At 72.3% G+C, this 22,670-nt stretch carries 21 protein-coding genes; 17 read left to right on the top strand and 4 right to left on the bottom strand.

Going from position 1 to position 22,670, the window contains the following annotated elements:
• Position 1 precedes the first annotated feature (1 nt).
• From shc to ACIO9K_RS00250, 5 genes are all read left to right on the top strand, one after another.
• Complete coding sequence (shc, locus tag ACIO9K_RS00270) at positions 2–2,086, top strand: squalene--hopene cyclase (RefSeq protein WP_400325533.1); 2,085 nt, start codon at positions 2–4, stop codon at positions 2,084–2,086.
• A complete protein-coding gene (locus ACIO9K_RS00265; RefSeq protein WP_350875555.1) occupies positions 2,083–2,763 on the top strand; it encodes a 1-hydroxy-2-methyl-2-butenyl 4-diphosphate reductase in 681 nt (226 codons plus the stop codon). Before shc ends, ACIO9K_RS00265 begins: the two co-directional genes overlap by 4 nt.
• A 2-nt stretch (positions 2,764–2,765) precedes the next feature.
• Entirely contained in the window at positions 2,766–3,794 is a 1,029-nt protein-coding gene (gene hpnH / locus ACIO9K_RS00260) for an adenosyl-hopene transferase HpnH (protein WP_063350100.1), read from the top strand.
• Between the two features lie 126 nt (positions 3,795–3,920).
• Positions 3,921–5,831 (top strand): 1-deoxy-D-xylulose-5-phosphate synthase, encoded by a 1,911-nt coding sequence (gene dxs / locus ACIO9K_RS00255; RefSeq protein ID WP_400325528.1) that lies wholly within the window; start codon positions 3,921–3,923, stop codon positions 5,829–5,831.
• Complete coding sequence (locus ACIO9K_RS00250) at positions 5,821–7,230, top strand: aspartate aminotransferase family protein (RefSeq protein WP_400325525.1); 1,410 nt, start codon at positions 5,821–5,823, stop codon at positions 7,228–7,230. Before dxs ends, ACIO9K_RS00250 begins: the two co-directional genes overlap by 11 nt.
• A gap of 127 nt (positions 7,231–7,357) precedes the next feature.
• Here the strand turns inward: ACIO9K_RS00250 and ACIO9K_RS00245 are convergent, their stop codons facing one another.
• Entirely contained in the window at positions 7,358–7,633 is a 276-nt protein-coding gene (locus tag ACIO9K_RS00245; RefSeq protein ID WP_400325522.1) for a DUF6343 family protein, read from the bottom strand.
• A 77-nt stretch (positions 7,634–7,710) separates the two neighbouring features.
• Here ACIO9K_RS00245 and ACIO9K_RS00240 point away from each other — a divergent pair, with 77 nt between their 5' ends.
• Positions 7,711–7,911: an I78 family peptidase inhibitor gene (locus ACIO9K_RS00240; RefSeq protein ID WP_063350104.1), complete on the top strand. Its 201-nt coding sequence runs from the start codon at positions 7,711–7,713 to the stop codon at positions 7,909–7,911.
• A gap of 33 nt (positions 7,912–7,944) precedes the next feature.
• Here the strand turns inward: ACIO9K_RS00240 and ACIO9K_RS00235 are convergent, their stop codons facing one another.
• Together ACIO9K_RS00235 and fabG are read right to left on the bottom strand one after the other, a co-directional pair.
• On the bottom strand, positions 7,945–8,712 hold the full coding sequence (locus tag ACIO9K_RS00235; protein WP_363616932.1) for a phosphatase PAP2 family protein: 768 nt from the start codon (positions 8,710–8,712) through the stop codon (positions 7,945–7,947).
• A 231-nt stretch (positions 8,713–8,943) separates the two neighbouring features.
• On the bottom strand, positions 8,944–9,711 hold the full coding sequence (gene fabG / locus ACIO9K_RS00230) for a 3-oxoacyl-ACP reductase FabG (RefSeq protein WP_400325517.1): 768 nt from the start codon (positions 9,709–9,711) through the stop codon (positions 8,944–8,946).
• A gap of 375 nt (positions 9,712–10,086) precedes the next feature.
• Here fabG and ACIO9K_RS00225 point away from each other — a divergent pair, with 375 nt between their 5' ends.
• Positions 10,087–10,983, top strand: a complete 897-nt coding sequence (locus ACIO9K_RS00225; protein WP_363616935.1) for a MarR family winged helix-turn-helix transcriptional regulator — start codon at positions 10,087–10,089, stop codon at positions 10,981–10,983.
• Between the two features lie 242 nt (positions 10,984–11,225).
• Here the strand turns inward: ACIO9K_RS00225 and ACIO9K_RS00220 are convergent, their stop codons facing one another.
• Complete coding sequence (locus tag ACIO9K_RS00220; RefSeq protein ID WP_400325513.1) at positions 11,226–12,089, bottom strand: aldo/keto reductase; 864 nt, start codon at positions 12,087–12,089, stop codon at positions 11,226–11,228.
• A 457-nt stretch (positions 12,090–12,546) separates the two neighbouring features.
• On the opposite strand from ACIO9K_RS00220, the gene ACIO9K_RS00215 reads away from it, so the two are divergent.
• From ACIO9K_RS00215 to ACIO9K_RS00170, 10 genes are all read left to right on the top strand, one after another.
• Positions 12,547–14,319: an ABC transporter ATP-binding protein gene (locus ACIO9K_RS00215; protein WP_363631513.1), complete on the top strand. Its 1,773-nt coding sequence runs from the start codon at positions 12,547–12,549 to the stop codon at positions 14,317–14,319.
• 64 nt (positions 14,320–14,383) lie between these two features.
• On the top strand, positions 14,384–16,156 hold the full coding sequence (locus tag ACIO9K_RS00210; RefSeq protein ID WP_371520999.1) for an ABC transporter ATP-binding protein: 1,773 nt from the start codon (positions 14,384–14,386) through the stop codon (positions 16,154–16,156).
• 149 nt (positions 16,157–16,305) lie between these two features.
• Positions 16,306–16,551, top strand: coding sequence for a LapA family protein (locus ACIO9K_RS00205; RefSeq protein ID WP_363616943.1), 246 nt, complete (start codon positions 16,306–16,308; stop codon positions 16,549–16,551).
• A 47-nt stretch (positions 16,552–16,598) separates the two neighbouring features.
• Positions 16,599–17,327, top strand: coding sequence for an amino acid ABC transporter ATP-binding protein (locus ACIO9K_RS00200; protein WP_363585905.1), 729 nt, complete (start codon positions 16,599–16,601; stop codon positions 17,325–17,327).
• A gap of 9 nt (positions 17,328–17,336) precedes the next feature.
• On the top strand, positions 17,337–18,257 hold the full coding sequence (locus ACIO9K_RS00195) for a glutamate ABC transporter substrate-binding protein (RefSeq protein WP_400325508.1): 921 nt from the start codon (positions 17,337–17,339) through the stop codon (positions 18,255–18,257).
• Positions 18,258–18,269: 12 nt separating this feature from the next.
• Positions 18,270–18,914 carry an amino acid ABC transporter permease gene (locus ACIO9K_RS00190; protein ID WP_350875581.1) on the top strand — a complete coding sequence of 215 codons (645 nt, stop codon included), beginning with the start codon at positions 18,270–18,272 and terminating at the stop codon, positions 18,912–18,914.
• A complete protein-coding gene (locus tag ACIO9K_RS00185; RefSeq protein WP_063350111.1) occupies positions 18,911–19,780 on the top strand; it encodes an amino acid ABC transporter permease in 870 nt (289 codons plus the stop codon). Before ACIO9K_RS00190 ends, ACIO9K_RS00185 begins: the two co-directional genes overlap by 4 nt.
• A 107-nt stretch (positions 19,781–19,887) precedes the next feature.
• Entirely contained in the window at positions 19,888–20,802 is a 915-nt protein-coding gene (locus ACIO9K_RS00180) for a LysR family transcriptional regulator (protein WP_363585879.1), read from the top strand.
• A 108-nt stretch (positions 20,803–20,910) separates the two neighbouring features.
• Complete coding sequence (locus ACIO9K_RS00175; protein WP_363585880.1) at positions 20,911–21,492, top strand: cysteine dioxygenase family protein; 582 nt, start codon at positions 20,911–20,913, stop codon at positions 21,490–21,492.
• Positions 21,493–21,505: 13 nt separating this feature from the next.
• The gene (locus ACIO9K_RS00170) at positions 21,506–22,597 is read left to right on the top strand and encodes a putative sulfate exporter family transporter (protein ID WP_363617031.1); all 1,092 of its coding nucleotides are present in this window, start codon (positions 21,506–21,508) and stop codon (positions 22,595–22,597) included.
• The last annotated feature ends 73 nt before the right edge of the window (positions 22,598–22,670 follow it).

The following is a 22,670-nucleotide window of genomic DNA, read 5'->3' as shown; positions in this document are numbered from 1 at the left end:
GTTGACAGCAACCGCGGACGGCCGGCTCGACCCTGAGTACGATTCCGAGCCGGTCGCGGTGGGCGACCGCCCCCCGACCCTGCTGGGCGCCGGGCGGTGGCAGCCCGAAGACACCGACCAGCTCCGGCCGGCCGGTGAGGCGGACCTCGGAGCGGCCGACGCGCAGGAGGCCCTGGCCCGTGCCACCACCCACCTGCTCTCGCTGCAGAGCTCCGAGGGCTGGTGGAAGGGCGACCTGGAGACCAACGTCACGATGGACGCCGAGGACTTACTGCTGCGGCAGTTCCTCGGGATCCGGACCGAGGACCAGACCAAGGCCACCGCCGAGTGGATCCGGTCCCAGCAACGGGAGGACGGCACCTGGGCCACCTTCCACGGCGGGCCGGCCGAACTGTCCACCACCGTCGAGGCGTACGTCGCCCTCAAACTCGCCGGCGACGACCCCGAGGCCCCGCACATGGTGGCCGCCGCGCGGTACGTCCGCTCCGCCGGGGGCATCGCGGCCGCCCGGGTCTTCACCCGGATCTGGCTCGCGCTCTTCGGCTGGTGGCCGTGGGAACGGCTCCCCGAGATGCCGCCCGAGATCATCTTCCTGCCCAAGTGGCTGCCGCTGAACATCTACGCCTTCGGCTGCTGGGCCCGCCAGACCATCGTCCCGCTGACCGTCGTCTCGGCCCACCGCCCCGTCCGTCCGGCGCCCTTCCCGCTCACCGAGCTGCACACCGACCCGGACCACCCCTACCCCGACCGGCCGCTCGCCCCCGCCACCAGCTGGGACGGCCTCTTCGAGCGCCTCGACAAGGTCCTGCACGCCTACCACCACCGCGCCCTGCGCCCGCTGCGCCGTCTCGCCGTCTCGCAGGCCTGCCGCTGGATCGTCGAACGGCAGGAGGCCGACGGCTGCTGGGGCGGCATCCAGCCGCCGGCCGTGTACTCGCTGATCGCCCTGCACCTGGAGGGCTACGAGCTGGAGCACCCGGTGATGAAGGCCGGACTCTCCTCCTTCGACCGCTTCACCGTGCACACCGAGGACGGCCGCCGCTGGCTGGAGGCCTGCCAGTCCCCGGTCTGGGACACCTGCCTGGCCACCATCGCGCTGGTCGACGCCGGGCTGCCGGCCGACCACCCGGCGCTGGTCTCGGCCGTCGACTGGATGCTCGGCGAGGAGATCCGCAAGGACGGCGACTGGTCCGTCCAGCGGCCCTCGCTGGCCCCCGGCGGCTGGGCCTTCGAGTTCGAGAACGACACCTACCCCGACATCGACGACACCGCCGAGGTGGTGCTCGCGCTGGGCCGGGTCGACCACCCCGACCCGGCCAAGGTCGATGCGGCGATGGACCGCGGCGTGCTCTGGAACCTCGGCATGCAGTCCAAGAACGGGGCCTGGGGCGCCTTCGACGTCGACAACACCAGCACGCTGCCCAACAAGCTGCCGTTCTGCGACTTCGGCGAGGTGGTCGACCCGCCGTCCGCCGACGTCACCGCCCACGTGGTGGAGATGCTCGCCGAGACCGGCCGGGCCCGCGACCGGCGCACCCGGCGCGGCGTCGAGTGGCTGCTGCACAACCAGGAGGCGGACGGCTCCTGGTTCGGCCGCTGGGGCACCAACTACATCTACGGCACCGGCTCGGTGCTGCCCGCCCTGGTCGCGGCCGGCGTCCCGGACGAGCACCCGGCGATCCGGCGGGCCGTCCGCTGGCTGGAGGACCGGCAGAACACCGACGGCGGCTGGGGCGAGGACATGCGCTCCTACGAGGACCCGGCCCGCTGGGCCGGGCGCGGCGACTCCACCGCCTCGCAGACCGCGTGGGCGCTGATGGCGCTGCTCGCGGCCGGCGAGGGCCCGGACGGCCGGGCCAACCCGGCGGTGGAACGCGGCGTGGACTGGCTGGTGCGCACCCAGCTGCCCGAGGGCACCTGGGACGAGCCGCAGTTCACCGGCACCGGCTTCCCGTGGGACTTCTCCATCAACTACCACCTGTACCGGTTGGTCTTCCCGGTCACCGCGCTCGGCCGCTACCTGCACGGCAGCCCCGCCTTCGGCGGCAGGAACGGCGACACCCCGACGATCGGGGCGGCGCGGTGACCACCGCACCGCTGCTGGTGCTCTGCGCGCTGGGCCCCGAGGTCTGGGCGCTGCGCGGCGGCGACTGGCGCGGCGCGGCCGGCGGGCCGCCGGTGCTGGTGCGCACCGGCATGGGCCGGCGGCGGGCCGCGCTGACCGTCCGCCGGCTGCTCGGCTCCGCCCCCGGCGGCTACGGCGCGGTCGTGGTGGCCGGCTTCGGCGCCGCGGTCGGCCCGGGCGTGCTGCCGGGCGACATCGTGGTCGCCGACGGCGTGCGCGACGCGGAGGGGCACCTGTACCCCGTCGACTCCGGACCGGAGCTCGCCAGGGCCCTCAAGGAGCTCGGCCTGACCGCGCACGCCGGGGTGCACCACACCGCCGACCACGTCGTCCGCGGCCTCGAACGGCGGGCCCTGCACCTCCAGGGCGCGCTCGCCGTCGACATGGAGGCCGCCGCCGTGCTGGCCGCGCTGCGGGAACGGCGGCCGACGCTGCCCGCCGCCGTCCTGCGGGTGGTCGTGGACACCCCCGAGCGCGAACTTCTGCGGCTCGGAACCCTCCCGGCCGGGGTGCGTGCCTGGCGGACCCTGCGGGCGGCGGTACCCGCCCTGGTCGACTGGTACCGGCAGGAGTCCCGGCCCGGCCCCGCGGACCTGAACCACCCCACATCCTCGACGCTCCCCCAGGAGGCGAGCTAGCCATGGCCATGCCGTTGCGCCAGACCGTGCGGGTCGGCACCTACCTCATGCAGCAGAAGCTGCTCAAGCGCCGGGACAAGTTCCCGCTGATCGTCGAACTGGAGCCGCTGTTCGCCTGCAACCTCGCCTGTGAGGGCTGTGGCAAGATCCAGCACCCGGCGGGTGTGCTGAAGCAGCGGATGCCGGTGGCCCAGGCGGTCGGCGCGGTCCTGGAATCGGGTGCCCCGATGGTCTCGATCGCCGGCGGCGAGCCACTGATGCACCCGCAGATCGACGAGATCGTCCGCCAGCTCGTCGAGCGCCGCAAGTACGTCTTCCTCTGCACCAACGCGCTGCTGATGCGCAAGAAGATGGACAAGTTCAAGCCCTCGCCGTACTTCACCTTCGCCGTGCACATCGACGGCATGCGCGAGCGGCACGACGAGTCGGTGGCCAAGGAGGGCACCTTCGACGAGGCGGTGGCGGCGATCAAGGAGGCCAAGCGGCGCGGCTTCCGGGTCACCACCAACAGCACCTTCTTCAACACCGACACCCCGCAGACCATCATCGAGGTGCTGGACTTCCTCAACGACGAGCTCAAGGTCGACGAGATGATGATCTCCCCGGCCTACGCCTACGAGAAGGCCCCCGACCAGGAGCACTTCCTCGGCGTCGACCAGACCCGGGAGCTCTTCCGCAAGGCCTTCGCCGGCGGTAACCGGAGCCGCTGGCGGCTCAACCACAGCCCGCTCTTCCTGGACTTCCTGGAGGGCAAGGCCGACTTCGAGTGCACTCCCTGGGGCATCCCCAACTACTCGCTGTTCGGCTGGCAGCGGCCCTGCTACCTGATGGCCGACGGCTACGTGCCCACCTACCGCGAACTCGTCGAGAAGACCGACTGGAGCAAGTACGGCCGCGGCAAGGACCCGCGCTGCGCCAACTGCATGGCGCACTGCGGCTACGAGCCGACCGCCGTACTCGCCACCATGGGCTCGCTCAAGGAGTCGCTGCGCGCCATCACCGAGACCATCGGCGCCAACCGCGGCCACTGAGCCGGTCGTTCGACCGCGCCACCGCTCCCGAGGACACCCCGTCCGGCCCGGGCCCCGCGCCCGGGCCGGCCCCGCTCCCGGCGGGCGGCGGCACCACCGCACCACTCCGAGTCGTGAGGTGTACCCATGTCACTGCTCTCCAGCGTCACGTCCCCGGCCGAACTGCGAAAGCTTCCGGCGGTCGAACTCCCGCTGCTCGCCGACGAGATCCGCGCGTTCCTGATCGACGCCGTCACCCGCACCGGCGGACACCTCGGGCCCAACCTCGGCGTGGTCGAGCTGACCATCGCCCTGCACCGGGTCTTCGACTCCCCGTACGACCGGATCGTCTTCGACACCGGCCACCAGAGCTACGTCCACAAACTGCTCACCGGCCGCCAGGACTTCTCCCGGCTGCGGATGAAGGGCGGGCTCTCCGGCTACCCCTCGCGCGGCGAGTCCGAACACGACCTGGTCGAGAACTCGCACGCCTCCACCGCCCTGTCCTACGCCGACGGCCTCGCCAAGGCCGCCCGACTGCTCGGCCAGCACGACCGGCACACCGTCGCGGTGATCGGCGACGGCGCGCTCACCGGCGGGCTCGCCTGGGAGGCGCTCAACAACATCGCCGAGGCCCCCGACCGGCCGCTGGTCATCGTCGTCAACGACAACGAGCGCTCCTACGCCAGGACCATCGGCGGCCTCGCCAACCACCTGGCCACCCTGCGAACCACCCAGGGGTACGAACGCTTCCTCGCCCTCGGCAAGGGCGCGCTGCAGCGCACCCCGCTCGTCGGCCAGCCGATCTTCGACGCGCTGCACGGGGCCAAGAAGGGCTTCAAGGACGCCTTCGCGCCACAGGGCATGTTCGAGGACCTCGGGCTGAAGTACCTCGGGCCGATCGACGGCCACGACCTCGGCGCCGTCGAACAGGCGCTGCGCCAGGCGCGCAACTTCGGCGGCCCCGTCATCGTGCACTGCCTCACCGTCAAGGGGCGCGGCTACCGGCCCGCCGAACAGGACGAGGCCGACCGCTTCCACGCCGTCAACCCGATCGACCCGTACACCTGCCTGCCGATCTCGCCCAGCGGCGGAGTGTCCTGGACCTCGGTGTTCGGCGACGAGCTGGTCGCGCTCGGCGCCGAGCGGCCCGACCTGGTGGCGATCACCGCGGCCATGCTCCAACCGGTGGGCCTGGCCCGCTTCGCCAAGGCCTTCCCGGAACGCACCTTCGACGTCGGCATCGCCGAGCAGCACGCCGTCACCTCCGCCGCCGGCCTCGCCACCGGCGGCCTGCACCCGGTCGTCGCCGTCTACGCGACCTTCCTGAACCGGGCCTTCGACCAGGTCCTGATGGACGTCGCCCTGCACCGGCTCGGTGTCACCTTCGTCCTCGACCGCTCCGGGGTCACCGGCAGCGACGGCGCCTCGCACAACGGCATGTGGGACATGTCGATCCTGCAAGTCGTCCCGGGCCTCAGGCTCGCCGCCCCGCGCGACGCCGACCAGCTGCGGGCCCAGCTGCGCGAGGCCGTCGAGGTCGCGGACGCCCCCACCGTGGTCCGCTTCCCCAAGGCCACCATCGGGCCCGCCGTGCCGGCCGTCGAGCGGATCGGCGGGATGGACGTCCTGCTGCGCACCGGCCGGCCGTCGGAGATCCTCCTGGTCGCGGTCGGCACCACCGCCGCCGCCTGCCTGGACGCCGCCCGGCTGCTGCTCGCCGAGGGCTTCACCGCGACCGTCGTCGACCCCCGCTGGGTCAAACCGGTCGACCCGGCCCTGCCGGAACTGGCCGCCGCCCACCGGCTGGTCGTCACCGTCGAGGACAACGGCCGCACCGGTGGCGTCGGCGCCGCCGTCGCCCAGGCGCTGCGCGACGCCGACGTGGACGTGCCGGTGCGGGTGCTCGGCCTGCCGCAGGAGTTCCTCGGCCACGCCGCCCGCGGGGAGATCCTGGAGGAGACCGGCCTGACCGGCACCGGAGTCGCCGCGCAGACCGCCGTCTTCGCCAAGAACCTGCTACCGAACCGAGGAGCGAACCAGCGCCATGCCGGCTGACCCCGACCGCACCGCCGCCGCCAGCTTCGACCTCGCCGCGCTGATCGCCGAACGCGGCACCGAGCGGTACGAGCTGCACGGCCGCCACCTCAACCCGCAGCTGCCGCGCATGCTGCACACCATCGGGTTCGACAAGTACTACGAGCGCGCCAAGGGCCCGTACTTCTACGACGCCGAGGGCAACGAGTACCTCGACATGCTGGCCGGCTTCGGCATCTTCGCGCTGGGCCGCCACCACCCGGTCGTGCGGTCGGCGATCCAGCAGGTGATGGACCTCGACCTGCCGGACCTGGTCCGCTTCGACTGCTCGCCGCTGCCCGGGCTGCTCGCCGAGCGGCTGCTCTCGTACGCGCCCGGGCTGGACCGGGTGTTCTTCGGCAACAGCGGCACCGAGGCGGTGGAGACCGCGCTCAAGTTCGCCCGGTACGCCACCGGCCGCAGGCGCGTCCTGTACGCCGACCACGCCTTCCACGGGTTGACCACCGGCTCGCTCTCCGTCAACGGGGAGAGCGGTTTCCGCAAGGGCTTCGACCCGCTGCTGCCGGACACCGCCATCCCGCTCGGCGACCTCGGCGCGCTGGCCAAGGAGCTGAGGCGCGGCGACGTCGCGGCCCTGATCGTCGAGCCGATCCAGGGCAAGGGCGTCCTGGCGCCGCCGCCCGGCTGGCTGCGCGCCGCGCAGGCCCTGCTGCACGAGCACAGGGCGCTGCTGATCTGCGACGAGGTGCAGACCGGGATCGGCCGTACCGGCGAGTTCTTCGCCTACCAGCACGAGGAGGGCGTGCTGCCCGACCTGGTCTGCGCGGCCAAGGCGCTCTCCGGCGGCTACGTGCCGGTCGGGGCGACGCTCGGCAAGAGCTGGATCTTCGAGAAGGTGTACTCCTCGATGGACCGGGTGCTGGTGCACTCGGCAAGCTTCGGCGCCAACGCCCAGGCGATGGCGGCCGGACTGGCGACCCTGGAGGTGATGCGCGAGGAGAAGGTGGTGGAGAACGCGCGTCAGGTCGGCGACCAGTTGCGCGAGCGGCTGGCCGCGCTGGTCGACCGGTACGAGCTGCTCGCCGAGGTACGCGGCCGGGGGCTGATGATCGGCATCGAGTTCGGCCGGCCCAAGTCGCTCAAGCTGCGCACCGGCTGGACGGCCCTGCAAGCCGCGCGCAAGGGGCTGTTCGCCCAGATGGTGGTCGTCCCGCTGCTCCAGCGGCACCGGATCCTGACCCAGGTGTCCGGTGACCACCTGGAGGTGATCAAGCTGATCCCGCCGCTGATCATCACGGAGCGCGACGTCGACCGGTTCGTGGACGCCTTCACCGACATCATGGATGACGCTCACCGGGGGAGCGGGCTGATGTGGGACTTCGGGCGGACGCTGGTGAAGCAGGCGGTCGGCAGCCGTTGAGCCGGTTCCGAGCCGGTTCCGAGCCGGCTCTGGGTGGGTGCTCGGTGGCGGTGCGGAAGTGTTGCGGGAGTGCTCCGGGAGTGGGAAGTCGGCCGGGCCGACTTCCCACTCCGTGGGAGACACCGTGTCAGAGCTCGGTCCGGCGGCGCCGGATGACCACGATGAGATCGACGGTGGCGAACAGGGTGAGCAGACCGCAGGCGACGGCGAAGCCGGTCAGGGTCCCCCGGCTGGGGGCGCCGTTGGCGGGGGAGGCCGCCGCCCAGATCGCGAAGCCCGCCGTCGCGAGCGCGAACAGCGGCGTGAAGGTGAGCGACAGCAGGTAGCGGAGCTTGAGGTCGCTGCGGGCGGTGGCCGGTTCGGTGCCGCTGCGCCACGGTCGTCGCGGGGTGGTGGTGCGCATGGCCGTTCACCTCCGGGCCGCGCGGGTGGGGGCTACGATTCCAGCGTACGTCCGTGGGGGAGAGCGGGGGAGACGCGATGACGGGGTCGGACGCGGCGGCGGACGCCGAGGGCTACGCGGGGCTGCGGATCGAACGGGCCCGGGAGCTGGCCCGGCGGCACGGCTGGGCCTCGGTCCGGGTGCTGGAGCCGGGGGCGATGATGACCATGGACCACCGTGAGGGCCGGCTCAACCTCGCGGTGCGCGACGGCGTGGTCGAGCGCAGCTGGGAGGGGTAGGGCCGCCCTCCCGGTGGTCTTGGCGTGCGGGGCTCAGTGGCCCGGCCGCCGGGCCAACCGCTGCTCGGCGGCGACGACCAGCGGCTCCAGCAGCGGCAGCGAGAGCAGTACCAGCAGTCCGGCGGCCCAGCCGGCCAGCACGTCGGTGACCCAGTGGGTGCCCAGGTAGAGCGTGGTCAGGCCGATCGAGCAGGCGGTGGCGGCGGCGATCACCGCGCCGGTGCGCCGCCAGCGGACCGCGAGGTAGGCGAGCACGCCCCAGGTGACGACCGCGTTGGCGGTGTGACCGGACGGGAAGATGGTGCCGCCGGAGAACAGTTCGGGCGAGCCGACGTACTGGGCGTAGTGCGGGCCGAGCCGGCCGGTGACGATCTTGACCGCGCCGACCGTGACGTTGAGCAGCAGCAGCGCGACGGCCATCACCAGCAGCGGGCGCAGCCGCCCCAGCCTGTGCGCGCGCCAGCCGAGCCAGACGAAGGCGGCGATGGCGGACGGGCCGCGTTGCCCGGCGACCACCCAGGTGTCGAGCAGCGGTTCCAGGCTGGGCCAGTGGTCGTAGGGGCGGAACAGTCGGACCGACCAGTCGAGGTCGACCAGGGCGGTGTTGAGCAGGACACCGGCCAGGACCAGCAGGTAGGCGACGCAGGTCACGGCGAGCAGGGCGGCCTGTCGGCGGCTCATCGGCGGCCAGCCGGGCTCGCGGCGGTGGACTCGTTCGGGGCTCGGGCGCTCGCGGTGGGTGGTGGTGAGCTGCTCCGGCCCCTGGTTGGGATAGGGCGCGGGGGTACTCGGGGCTTGCACGGGGGTGACCTTACCCATCCGGCCGGGGCTATTCCGGAGGGATTTGTCATTTTCCCGTGAAATCGACAATTGGCGGGGAGAGGTCCGCCCGGGGAGTGATTTCCGCGATTCTCGGATCGAATGCCAGTGTGGTGTTCGAATGATTCTGCAAAAGCCCCGGTAAAGAAAACGGAGTGGGAGGCCGGTGCGGCCGGCTTCCCACTCCGTGGTAACCCTGTGTAGGTTCCGTGCTCAGTCGAGGGGGCCGCCCGCGACGTAGATCACCTGCCCGGAGACGAAGCCGGCGCCCTCGCTCGCGAGGAAGGAGATGGTGTGGGCGACGTCCTCAGGCAGACCGACCCGCTGGACCGGGATCTGGGAGGCCGCAGCCCGCTTGAAGTCTTCGAAGTCCATGCCGACCCGGGCGGCGGTGGCCGCGGTCATGTCGGTGGCGATGAAGCCGGGCGCCACGGCGTTGGCGGTGATGCCGAACTTGCCCAGCTCAATGGCCAAAGTCTTGGTGAAGCCCTGTAGACCGGCCTTGGCGGCCGAGTAGTTGGCCTGGCCGCGGTTGCCCTGGGCGGAGGAGGAAGACAGGTTGACGATGCGGCCGAAACCGGCGTCCACCATGTGCTTCTGCACCGCGCGGGTCATCAGGAAGGCCCCGCGCAGGTGGACGTTCATGACCGTGTCCCAGTCGGACTCGGACATCTTGAAGAGCAGGTTGTCGCGGAGCACGCCCGCGTTGTTGACCAGCACGACGGGGGCGCCGAGTTCGGCGGCCACCCGGTCGACGGCGGCCTGCACCTGGTCGGCGTCCGAGACGTCGGCGCCCACGGCCAGGGCCCGGCCGCTGGCCGCGGTGATCCGGTCGACGGTGTCCTTCCCGGCGGTCTCGTCCAGGTCGAGGACGGCCACGGCGTAGCCGTCGGCGGCCAGTTGCACGGCGGTGGCGGCGCCCAGGCCGCGGGCGGCGCCGGTGACGACGGCGACCCGGGGGGCGGTGCTCTGCTCGGTCATGCGCGCTCTCGTCTCTCTCGGGGTGGTCTCCGCGGGGAGCGCCCCGGGGAGGGTGGCCACACCCTACCCGCGAGTAGGGAGGGCGAACAGGGTCGGAGAGCCGCACGTGACGGTCGGTAAGGACCGACCGGTCGGCTTTCTACTGAGAACGGGTTACCGAGAGGGCGTGGCGGCCGCGTAAATATGCCAATGTTGCCGAACCTGCGTCTACTATCCGCCCCTGCCTGCCAGCAAGGGCCCGCCGTTTGTATAGTGTCCGCCAGCAGCCACCGGCTGCACGGCTGGAGCGCCCTCCCTCATAGCTGGACGCCCACTCGCCGTTACTGCCCCACCCGGGTGTCCCACACACACCGGGTGTGACATCGGGACGGATACATGGTGCTGGGGGAGATCCCGACGACCCGCGTGTCCGCGCGACTGCAACAGTCGCCCGGACACCTGATTCGCGTTGCACAGCAGGTTCACACCAGGCTGTGGTCCGAGCATGTCGGAGCCGATCTCACGGCTCCGCAGTTCGCCGTTCTGCTGGTCCTGGCCCTCGAACCGGGTGCCGACCAGCGGACGGTCGGCGAGCGAGCCTCGCTGGACAAGGCGACGATGGCGGAGATGGTCGCGCGGCTGGTCCGCCGCGGCTTGGTGCTGCGAAGGCGTGACCCGGCCGACGGCCGGCGAAAACTGCTCGCGCTCTCGCAGAGCGGTGCCCAGGCGGTGCGTGAGGCCACCGGTGGTGTGGTCCGCGTGCAGCGCACCCTGTTCGAGCCGCTGACGGCGGAGGAGCAGGTGGAGATCGTGCGGGTGATGGCCAAGATAGCCAGGCTGGAGCCCGCCGCGGTCGCCGTGTTCTCCGACGCGCGGCCGATACTGGACGCGCAGCGGGCGATCGGCTACCTGATCAGGGTGGGCCAGCAGGTGCACACCAAACTCTGGTCGGAGCACGTCGGTGCGGAGCTGACGGCTCCGCAGTACGCGGTGCTGGACGCGCTGGAACTGGAGCCGGGCGCCGACCAGCGTACGGTCGGTGAGCTGGCCTCGCTGGACAAGGCGACGATGGCCGAGATGGTCAGCCGGCTGGTGCGCCGCGGTCTGGTGCAGCGCCGGCGCGATCCCTCGGACGGGCGCCGCAACCTGCTGTCGCTCTCGCCGGCGGGCCAGGACCTGCTGCACCGTTCGACGGCCGGCGTGGCCGAGGTCCAGCGGCTGCTGCTCGCCCCGCTGGACGAGGGTGAGCACGGGCCCGCGCTGGCGCTCCTCGGCAAGGCGGCGCGGCTCTAGAGGGATCCTTTGAGCGCCAGCCAAAACGATTCGCCAACGTACGGAAGGCCCGGTGTGTTGAGGGCTTGAGGCGTTGGTGATTGAAGGAGTTGGCGGCTCAAGGCGTTGGTGGCCTGACCCGCCGGAGGCCGCTGCTCGTCGGCGTCGGCGGATCGTGGCACACCGAAGACCGCCCACCCCTGATCGGGGTGGGCGGTCGTTCGACATGACCGCTCGTCAGAGAAGTCGGACGGCGGGTGCCGTCAGTTCCAGTCGAACTCCTGCGGGTCCGGACCGATCCGCGTGCCGGTGGCGACACCGGCGATCGCGGCGAGGTCCTCGGCGTCCAGCTCGAAGCCGGCGACGTCCAGGTTCTCCCGGATGCGGGCGGGGGTGACCGACTTCGGGATCGCGATCACGCCGCTCTGCAGGTGCCAGCGGAGCACCACCTGGGCGACCGTGCGGCCGTGCTTCTCGGCGATCTTCGCCAGTGCCGGCTCGGCGAGCAGCTCCTTGCCCTGGCCCAGCGGGCTCCAGGCCTCGGTGGCGATGCCGTGCTGGGCGTGGAAGGCGCGCAGCTCGGTCTGCGGGAAGTACGGGTGCAGCTCGACCTGGTTCAGCACCGGGACGACCGAGGACTCGTCGAGCAGCCGGGTGAGCTGCTCGGGCCCGAAGTTGGAGACGCCGACCGACTTGACCCGGCCGTCCGCCTTCAGCTGCTCGAAGGCCTTCCAGACGTTCAGGTAGCTGCCGTGCTTCGGGCGCGGCCAGTGGATCAGGTAGAGGTCGACGTAGTCGAGGCCGAGCTTGGCCAGCGACGCGTCGAACTCGCGCAGGACGGCGTCGCGGCCCTGCTCGCCCGACCAGTCGCGGGTGCCCGAGTTCCACAGCTTGGTGGTGATGTAGAGGTCCTCGCGGGCCACGCCGCCGGCCAGGGCCTCGGTGATCGCCTGGCCGGTGCCGGCCTCGTTCTCGTAGATGGCCGCGGTGTCGATGGAGCGGTAGCCCGCCTCGATCGCGGTGCGGACGGCGGCCGTGGCCTCGTCGTCCGGGACCTGCCACACGCCGAATCCGAGCTGCGGGATCTGCGCGCCGTCGTTCAGCGTGACGTTGGGGATGTTGCTCACGGGAAGGGGTGCCCTCCTGGTCGTCCGTGTGATTCCAGAAGGGGGCAACTGGCACCCGGGCGGGATTGTTCCCGCCGTTCGGGGGAATCTTGCGGGGCCGGAGGCCCGCTGCGGCGGGGATCCAGGGGCCGGGCAGCGAAAAAACCTGTTGCGCGGATCACATCGGGGTTGGCAGGCTCGCGGCCATGACCTCCTGAGATCCGGGCCCTTCGTGCCCTTCCCGCCTCCGCCCGGCCGTCCCGTCCGGCGCCGCCCCGGACGCGCCGATGCCGCCGGGGCGAGGTGCCGCGCTGTCGCCCGCCGCCGTCCGGCTTCCGTCGTTCGCGCGAGCCGGGCCCGCCGTGCCGCGAGACCCGCGCCTCCGGCTCGTGACCTTCTCCCGGCGTGTCCGCTCACGCCTGTTCGCGCTCTCCAGCACCCTCCAGCACCGTCCCGCACCCTCCTGTATCGGAGCGTCATGCTGCTCACCCCCCTGCCGTTGGCCGACCCCGGCAGTCCCGATCTCTCCTCACCCCTGGCCTTCCTGCGCTGGCTCCAGCGCGGCCAGCGGCGCGGGCAGGTGCTCGCCACCTGCTGGGCGCTGCTGGAGATGGGCGGCCAGGCGGCGCTGCCGATACCGCTCGGGTGGGGCGTGCAGGCCGCCGTCGACGGTGAGGCCGCCGGGATCTGGCGGGCCGGCGCCCTCGCGGTGGCGCTCGCCGTGCTGTCCGCGCTCGGTGCCGTGCTGCTGCACCGCCAGGCGGTCTGGAACTGGATCCACGCGGCGTGCCACGTGCGGCAGCTGGTGGCCCGGCAGGCCTCGCACCTGGGCGCCGGGCTGTCCTGCCGGATCGCCACCGGGGAGGTCGTCGCGGTCGGCAGCGGGGACGTCGAGCGGATCGGCTGGTACGTCGAGCTCGTCGCCCGGGTCCGGGCCGCGGTGATCGTCTGGCTGGCCGTCAGCTCGGCCGTGCTGGTCGTCGAACCGGTGCTCGGGGTCGGGGTGCTGCTCGGTGTCCCGGTGCTGGCGGCCGCCGTCTGGCCGCTGATCGGGCCGTTCGAGCGGCGGTACGAGCAGCAGCGCACGCTCGGCGGCAAGGCCACCGAGCTGGCCGCCGACACCGTGGCGGGGCTGCGGGTGCTGCGCGGCATCGGCGGCGAGGAACTGTTCCTCGACCGGTACCGGGCCGCCTCCCAGAAGGTCCGGGCCGCGGCCGTCCGATCGGCCCGGCTCTGGTCGCTGATGCAGGCCCAACAGGTCCTGTTGCCGGGCCTGTTCGTGATCGGGGTGACGTGGTACGGCGCCCGGCAGGCGGCCGCGGGCGAACTCGCCGTCGGCACCCTGATCGCCGTGTACGGCGCCACCGCCTTCCTCGCGGCGCCGCTGCGGATCCTGGGCGAGGCCGCACACGCCTGGAGCGTCGCCCGGGTCTCCGCCGGGCGCGCCGTCCGGGTGCTCTCGCTCAGCCGTACCAGCGGCGTGGCCGAGGCCTCGCTGAACAAGCCGGGGAACGCCGACCTGTTCGACCCGGCGACCGGGCTGACCGCGCGGGCCGGGGAGCTGACCGCGGTCGTCTGCGGGGACCCGGACTTCGCCGGGGCGCTCGCCGGGCGGCTCGGCGGGCACGTCCCGGCCGCCGGCGACGAGCCGGAGCAGCCCTCCGTCCGGCTCGGCGGGACGGAGCTGGACGCGGTACCGCTGGCCGAGGCCAGGGCGGCGGTGCTGGTCCACGACAAGGAGCCGGTGCTGCTCTCCGGCACCCTGGCCGGGCTGTTCGACATCCCGTCCTCGGGGCGGGTCTCGGTGGCCGAGGCGCTGGCCGCCGCCCGGTCCGACGACGTGCTGGAGGCCCTGGTGGACGGCTCGCCGGAGTGCGAGGGCGACGCGATGCTCGCCCGGATCACCGAGCGCGGGCGCTCGCTGTCCGGCGGGCAGCGCCAGCGACTCGCCCTGGCCCGTGCGCTGCTGGCCGACCCGCCGGTCCTCGTCCTGGACGAGCCGACCAGCGCGGTGGACGCCCACACCGAGTCCAGGATCGCCACCGGACTGCGGGACACCCGGGCGGGGCGCACCACCGTGCTCTTCGCGACCAGCCCGCTGCTGCTCGACCAGGCGGACCGGGTGGTGCTGCTGCGCGACGGCCGGGCGGCCGTGGCCGGGCGGCACCGCGACCTGATGCGGACCGAGCCGGCCTACCGGGCCGTGGTCACCCGCGAAGAGCAGCCGGAACCGGTGGGGGAGCCGGTATGAGCGGCCGCGTGGGCACCCGCGCCGTCCGTCCCGCCCGACCCGCCGCACACCTGAGGAGCACGTCATGAAGCCCCCCGTCCATGAGGAGCAGGGGCCGGCCACCACCCTGCCGGTCGGCTCACCGGCCGCCGTGCGCGCCTACCTGCGCCTGCTCGCCCGGCGCCACCGCGGCGGGTTCTCCGCGGTGGTGGGGTTGCACTCGGTGGCCACCGTGGCCGGGCTGGTGGGCCCCTGGGTGCTCGGCAGCCTGGTCGAGTCGCTGGCCACCGGCACCGCCGAGGCCACCATCGCGGTCGCGGTCGGCTGGTACCTGCTGGCGCTGGTGGTCCAGTCCGCCTTCACCGGCTGGTCCCGGATGCGCGGTGCCGTCCTCGGAGAACGGGTGCTGGCCGACCTGCGCGAGGACTTCCTGGTCCGCTCGGTCGCGCTGCCCACCGGCGTGCTGGAGCGGGCCGGCACGGGGGACCTGGTCTCCCGGGGCACCACGGACATCGACCGGCTGGACAAGTCGGTGCGCGAGGCCGTGCCCGAACTCGCCGTCGCCATCGTGTCGTTGCTGCTGGTGATCGGCGCCCTGCTGGTCACCTCGCCGCTGCTCGCGCTCACCTCGCTGGTCGGCCTGCCGCTGCTGCTGGTCAGCTCCCGCTGGTACTTCAAGCGCGCGCCGCAGTCCTACCGCAACGAGTCGGCCGGGTACGCCGCGGTGAACACCGTGCTGGCCGAGACGGTGGACGCCGGGCGGACGGTGGAGACGCTGCGCCTGGGCGACCAGCGGATCGCCCTGACGGACCGCAAGCTGGGCGAGTGGCTCGCCTGGGAGCGTTACACCCTGTGGCTGCGCTCGGTCTGGTTCCCGACCATCGACGCGTTCTACTCCTCGGCGGTGCTGGCCACCCTGCTGCTCGGCGGGCTGTTCACCCTCAAGGGTTGGATCACCGTCGGCGAATTGACCACAGGAGTGCTGTACGCGCAGATGCTGACCGGTCCGGTCGACCTGATCCTGCGCTGGTACGACGAACTGCAGATCGGCCAGGCCTCGCTGGCCCGGCTGGTCGGCGTCCGCGAGGTGCCGGAGCACGAGGGCGACGAGTCCAGTCACCCGGACGGCCGCCGGGTCGAGGCCCGGGACGTCCGGTTCGGCTACCGGGAGGGCGCCGACGTCCTGCACGGCATCAGCTTGGACGTCGCGCCGGGCAGCCGGGTCGCGCTGGTCGGGCCGTCCGGGGCGGGCAAGTCCACGCTGGGGCGGCTGCTGGCCGGGATCTACGCCCCCGGGCGCGGCAGCGTGACGCTCGGCGGGGCGGCACTGGCGCGGATGCCGGCCGAGCGGGTGCGGGCGGAGGTCGCCCTGGTGAACCAGGAGCACCACGTCTTCGTCGGCACCCTGCGGGACAACCTGCGGCTGGCCGCGCCCGGGGCCGAGGACACCGAACTGCGCTCCGCGCTGGACGCGGTGGACGCCGGCGGCTGGGTGGACGCGCTGCCGCACGGCCTCGACACCGAGGTCGGCTCCGGGGGCACCGTGCTGACTCCGCCGCAGGCCCAGCAGCTGGCGCTGGCCCGGCTGGTGCTGGCCGATCCGCACACCCTGGTGCTGGACGAGGCCACCTCGCTGCTGGACCCGCGCGCCGCCCGGCACCTGGAGCGCTCGCTGGCCCGGGTGCTGGAGGGCCGCACGGTCATCGCCATCGCCCACCGGCTGCACACCGCGCACGACGCGGACGTGATCGCGGTGGTCGAGGGCGGCCGGATCAGCGAGTACGGCAGCCACCCGGAGCTGGTCGCGGCCGGTGGCCCGTACGCGGCGCTCTGGCGCTCCTGGCGGGACGAGCGGTAGCGGGCCGGCGCCGTTGAACCCGTACGGCGCCGTTGACCCGTACGGCACTTCAAACCCGCACGGGGCCGGATTGCCCCGTGCGGGTTACTCCCTCACCCATCAGGGCGCGTAACCGGGCAAATCGGAGCCCCGGCCCGCAGACTGCTCCGGTGACCAAGATTTCGGACGGCTCGTCCGGCTCCAAACGCAGCGAGATCGCTGGGATCCCCACCCGGTACATCGGGATCGGCGTCATCGTCGTCCTCGCCGTGTGGTTCCTGTTCGCGAACCTCGACAAGGTGAAGATCCAGTTCTGGGTGTTCACCGTTACCGCGCCGCTCTGGATCGCACTGCTCGCCACGCTGCTGGCCGGCGGCGCGCTGGGCTGGCTGCTGAAGGGGCGTCGCGGCCGGTGACCAGCGCTCCCGGGCCGGCCCAGGCGGGGCCCTCGGCCTTCACGCCGCTGATCGAGGTGCGCGGCGTCAACAAGCACTTCGGGGACCTGCACGTCCTCCAGGACATCGAGCTGACCGTGGGCCGCGGCGAGGTCGTCGTGGTCATCGGACCGTCCGGCTCCGGCAAGTCGACGCTCTGCCGGGCGATCAACCGCCTGGAGCCGATCGAGGACGGCACCATCCTGATCGACGGCGAGCCGCTGCCCGAGGAGGGCAAGGGGCTGGCCCGGCTGCGCGCCGAGGTCGGCATGGTGTTCCAGTCCTTCAACCTGTTCGCGCACAAGACCGTGCTGCAGAACGTCTCGCTCGCGCAGATCAAGGTCCGCGGCCGGCCCCGGGCGGAGGCGGACGCCAAGTCCCGCGCCCTGCTGGAGCGGGTCGGGCTGGAGGCGCACGCCGACAAGTACCCGGCCCAGCTCTCCGGTGGCCAGCAGCAGCGGGTGGCGATCGCCCGGGCGCTGGCGATGGACCCGAAGGCACTGCTGTTCGACGAGCCGACCTCGGCGCTCGACCCCGAGATGATCAACGAGGTGCTGGACGTCATGCGCCAGCTCGCGCACGAGGGCATGACGATGGTCGTGGTCACCCACGAGATGGGCTTCGCCCGGGCCTCCGCCAACCGGGTGGTCTTCATGGCCGACGGCCGGATCGTCGAGGACCGCGCCCCGGAGGACTTCTTCAGCGCTCCGGAGAGCGAGCGCGCCCGGGACTTCCTGTCAAAGATCCTGAAGCACTGAGGCGGCGCCGTGACGAGGAAGACCACGCCCGACGCCCGGAGCCGGACGGTGCTCGCCGCCGTCCTGCTGCTCGCCGTGCTGGCCGCCGGCTGCGGCAAGCCCGGCACCCCGCCGCCCAAGGGCCCGCAGGCGAGCGCGCTGCCCAGCTACCAGGTGCGCGACGCCGCCTCCATCACCGGCTCGCCGACCCTGGACGCCGCCCGGAGCCGGGGCCATCTGGTGGTCGGCGCCAAGGAGGACCAGCCGTACCTGGGCGAGAAGAACCCGGCCACCGGCGTGTACTCCGGCTTCGACATCGAGATCGCCAAGATGGTCGGCGCCTACCTCGGCTTCCCGCCGGACCGGATCGAGTTCAAGACCATCGCCTCGGCCAACCGCGAGACCGCGCTGCAGAACGGCCAGGTGGACTTCTACGTCGGCACCTACACCATCAACGACAACCGGAAGAAGCTGGTCGGCTTCGCCGGGCCGTACTTCGTCGCGGGGCAGTCGCTGCTGGTGCGCAGGAACGACAACACCATCCACGGCCCGCAGGACCTGGATGGCAAGAAGGTCTGCTCGGCGGCCGGCTCGACCCCGTACCAGCGCATCCAGTCGCAGTACCCGAAGGCGAAGCTGATCGGCTACGACACCTACTCGGCCTGCGTGGACAACCTGATCACCGGCCAGGTCGACGCCGTCACCACGGACAACGCGATCCTGCTGGGCTACGCGGCCAAGGCGCCGGACGAGCTCAAGGTGGTCGGCCCGCTGTTCTCCCAGGAGCCGTACGGGATCGGCACCCCGAAGAACGACACCGTGCTGCGCCTGGCCCTGGACGACGCGCTGGCGCAGAACGAACAGAACGGCGACTGGAAGAAGGCCTACGACGCGACCCTGGGCCTGTCCGGGGAGCCGGCGCCGACACCGCCGCCGATCGACCGGTACTGAGAGGGCCGCGCCGTGAAAACGCTGACCGACAACTGGTCGACCTACTGGGACGGCTTCCTCGGCACGCTCTCGCTGTTCGCGGTGAGCGCCGTGCTGTCGCTGGTGCTGGGAGTGATGATCGCGGGTTTCCGGGTCTCGCCGGTCCGGCCGCTGCGGGTGTTCGGGACGGCGTGGGTGACGCTGCTGCGCAACACGCCGCTGACCCTGCTGTTCTTCATCGTGGTGCTGGGCCTGCCGCGCTTCAACATCACGCTGCCGTTCTTCGTCTTCGCGGTGGCCGCGCTCGGCTGCTACACCTCGGCCTTCGTCTGCGAGGCGATGCGCTCGGGCATCAACACCGTGCCGGCGGGGCAGGGGGAGGCGGCGCGCAGCCTGGGCATGAGCTTCGGGCAGACGATGAGCGTGGTGGTGCTGCCGCAGGCGTACCGGTCGGTGGTCGCGCCGATCGGCAGTGTGATGATCGCGCTGGCGAAGAACACGGCGATCGCCGGCTCGTTCAGCGTCACCGAACTGCTCGGCACCTACCGGACGATCAACGAACTGGGCTACAGCATCATCTGGACCTTCGTCTGGATCGCCGTCGGCTACCTGATCATCACCCTGGCCGTCAGCGCCGTCTTCAACCTGCTGGAACGACGAGTGGCGGTGTCGCGATGACCGTTGGATCCTCGGCGCTGTACGACATCCCCGGTCCGAAGGCGCTCGCCCGCCACCGGCTGTACGGCGGGATCGCGCTGTTGCTGATCGCGGCGCTGATCGGCTGGATCGTCTACATGCTGTTCCACACCCACCAGTTCACGTACCAGAAGTGGATGCCTTTCGAGTACCGGGGCGTCCAGGACCTGCTGCTGAGCGGGCTCGGCAACACCCTCAAGGCCTTCGGCTGGACGGTGCTGTTCGCGCTGCCCTTCGGCGCGCTGTTCGCAGCCGGGCGGCTGTCCGACCACAAGGTGGTGCGGGTGCTCTCCACGGTGGTGGTGGAGTTCTTCCGGGCCATGCCGCTGCTGGTGATGATCTTCTTCGTCTTCGTCGCGCTCAAGGTGCAGCCGTTGTGGGCGCTGGTGGCCGGGCTGGTGCTGTACAACGGTTCGGTGCTGGCCGAGGTCTTCCGGGCCGGCGTGCTCGCGGTGCCCAAGGGCCAGCGCGAGGCGGCCTACGCGCTCGGCCTGCGCAAGACCCAGGTGATGACGTACGTGCTGGTGCCGCAGGCCAACCGGGCCATGCTGCCGGCCATCATCAGCCAACTGGTGGTCGCGCTCAAGGACACCTCGCTGGGCTTCCTGATCACCTACGAGGAGTTCCTGCACGCGGGCAAGCTGATCGCCACCAACCTCGACTACGACCTGCCGTTCATCCCGGTGGTGATCGTGATCGCGCCGATCTACATCGGCATGTGCCTGCTGCTCTCCTGGCTCGCCCGCTGGGTCGAGCGCCGCAGCCGGCGCAGCCCGAGCATGCGGGGCGGGGCGCCGGTGGTCAAGGCCGGGGTGGCGATGGGGCTGCCGCCGTCCGCGCAGCAGTGAGAGGCCTGGTTCGATCCTGAACCATAGGTGTGGGTGGGGATAGAGCGGGCATCTCCAATTTCCTCTTATGATTGCGGAGGTTCGACGACGACGACCGGGGGAGGGCCATGGAGCCGGTATTCGACTCGCGGCACATCAGGACGTTCCACGAGGTCGTCAGAGCGGGCTCCTACTCGGCCGCCGCCCGCGAGCTCGGCTACACCCAGCCCGCCATCACCCAGCAGATGAAGGCGCTCGAACGCACCGTCGGCGTCGCGCTGTTCACCCGGGCCGGGCGCGGACTGCGGCTCACGGAGGCGGGCGAGGCGCTCTCCCGGCACGCCGAACTGATCCTCGGCAGCCTCTCCGCCGCCCAGCAGCAGCTCGCCGCGCTCGCCCGGCTGCGGGCCGGGCGGGTGCGGGTCTGCGCCTTCCCCAGCGCCAACGCCACCCTGATACCCGAGGCGATGGCCCGGCTGCTCGCCGAACACCCCGGTGTGCGGGTCGAGCTGCTGGAAGCCGAACCGCCGGACTCCGTCCAGCGACTGCTGCGCGGGGAGTGCGACATCGCGCTGGCCTTCCGCTACCCCGGCGGCGCGACCGAGGTGCCCGACGGGCTGGACGAGATCCCGCTGATGGAGGACCTGCTCACCGTGCTGCTGCCGGTCGGACACCCGCTCGGCCGTCGGCACGCCGTTCGGCTCGCCGACCTCGACGGCGAGCGCTGGATCGCCGGGTGCCCGCGTTGCCGGGCCAACCTGCTGAACGTCTGCGCGGAGGAGGGCTTCGCGCCCGACATCGTGTTCTCCACGGACGACAACCTCGCGGTGCAGAGCCTGGTCGCCGCCGGGGTCGGGATCGCGCTGATGCCCGCGTTGGTGCTCTCCTTCATGTGCCACCGCAAGGTCACCGGGCGGGCCGTCGAACCGCACCTGCGCCGGCAGGTGAGCGCGTACGTGCTGCGCGAGCACCGGCGGATACCGGCCACCGGGCTGGTGCTGGACCACCTGCGGAGGGCGGCGGCGAGCCGGATCGGGTGCTGAGCCGTGGCTCCGGTGGGTGTTCACCGGAGCGATTCATAAGCTGAAGTTGGGGGGAAACTTAAGAACCATCGTTGGACGTGATAGGTCGGTGCAGCCGAACCTGCTGGCATGACACCCCCAGCCACGGTCGGCAGCGACCGGCTCACCGAGCGGATGACCGCCCTGATCGGCGAGATCCGTGCCGTCGTGGACCGCGGACTGCCCCCGGAACTCACCGCCTACCTGGTCGGCGAACGCCTCGCCCCGCACCTGCGCGCCGACCCCGACGGGCCCGACGCGCTGCTCACCCCCGCCCAGCGCGAGGGCGACCCGACGCGCTACCGCCAGCACGTCCTGCACGCCGAGGAGGACGGCGGCTTCTCCGTCGTCGCCCTGGTCTGGCTGCCCGGCCAGCAGACCCCGATCCACGACCACGTCTCCTGGTGCGTGGCCGGCGTCCACCAGGGCCAGGAGAGCGAGACCCGCTACCGGCTGGTCTCCGACGGCCGCACCGCCCACCTCGTCGAGACCGAGCACGTCGCCGGCCCGGCCGGCACCGTCGCCGCCTTCGCCCCGCCCGGTGACATCCACCTGGTGCGCAACGCCTGCAACAGCACCGCCATCTCCATCCACGTCTACGGCGCGGACGTCTCGCGGCTCGGCACCAGCATCCGGCGCGTCTACCGGCTGCCCGCCGACCAGCAGCAGTGAGGGCGGCGTGGCACTGACCCTCCGGGAGCGCGCCACGCGCACCCGCTCACTGCCCCCGCTCGGCGGGGACGCCCCCGGCCTGCTGCTCGCGGCGGCCGGGGTGGCCGCCGCGATCGCCGTCCACGCGGCCGTGCCCGCCGTGCCCAAGCTGACCGCAGCCGTCGTGCTCGGCATGGCGGCGGCCCACCTGCCCGCGCTGCGCCCGGTGGTGCGCGGGGTGGCCCGGCCAGGGCTGTCCATGGCCGGCAAGCGGCTGATGCGGCTCGGGATCGTCCTGCTCGGGCTCAAGCTCAGCCTGGACGACGTGCTCGGCCTCGGCTGGGCCACCGTCGCCATGGTGCTCGCGGTGGTCGCGGCCACCTTCACCGGCACGCTCTGGCTCGGCCGGCGGCTCGGCCTGCCGGGCGACCAGCCGCTGCTGGTCGCCACCGGGTACTCCATCTGCGGAGCCTCGGCGATCGGCGCGGTCAGCCAGGCGGCCGGCAGCGAGGAGGAGGACGTCGCCGCCTCGGTGGCCCTGGTCACCCTGTGCGGGACGCTGGCCATCGCCGTGCTGCCGCTGCTCCAACAGCCGTTCGGGCTGGGCGACGTGGAGTTCGGGCGGTGGGTCGGCGCGAGCGTGCACGACGTCGGGCAGGTGGTCGCCACCGCGCAGACCGGCGGGGCGGGCGCGTTGCGGGAGGCCGTCCTGGTCAAGCTGATGCGGGTGGTGCTGCTGGCGCCGCTGGTCGCCGGGATGGCCGTCGCGGTGCGGCGCCGGGCGCGACGGGCCGGGGAGGCCGTCGTCGGGGCCGGCCAGGAGCCGGGGGAAGGCCCTGCGAAGAACCCGGGCACCGTCGGCAGCCGCCCGCCGATCGTCCCGCTGTTCGTGGCGGGGTTCCTCGCGATGATCGTGCTGCGGACCACCGGGGTGCTTCCGGAGCGGGCGCTCACCCTCGCCGGGGACGCCCAGGAACTGCTGCTGGCCGCCGCGCTGTTCGGTCTCGGCAGCGCCGTGCACCTGCCGACCATGGTCCGCACCGGCGGGCGGCTCGCCCTGCTCGGGCTCGGCTCCTGGGTGGTCGTCGCGGGCGTCTCCTACGCCGGGGTGCTGGTCACGACGTGACGGGCGCAGGGGCGGACTCGGCTATTGTCGGGCGGGTACTCGTCCGCCGGGACGCTCCTGCACCCGAGTCCGC

This window comes from Kitasatospora sp. NPDC087271, assembly GCF_044744605.1.
Classification (GTDB): Bacteria; Actinomycetota; Actinomycetes; order Streptomycetales; family Streptomycetaceae; genus Kitasatospora.
This window is presented reverse-complemented; position numbering and strand designations above follow the sequence as displayed.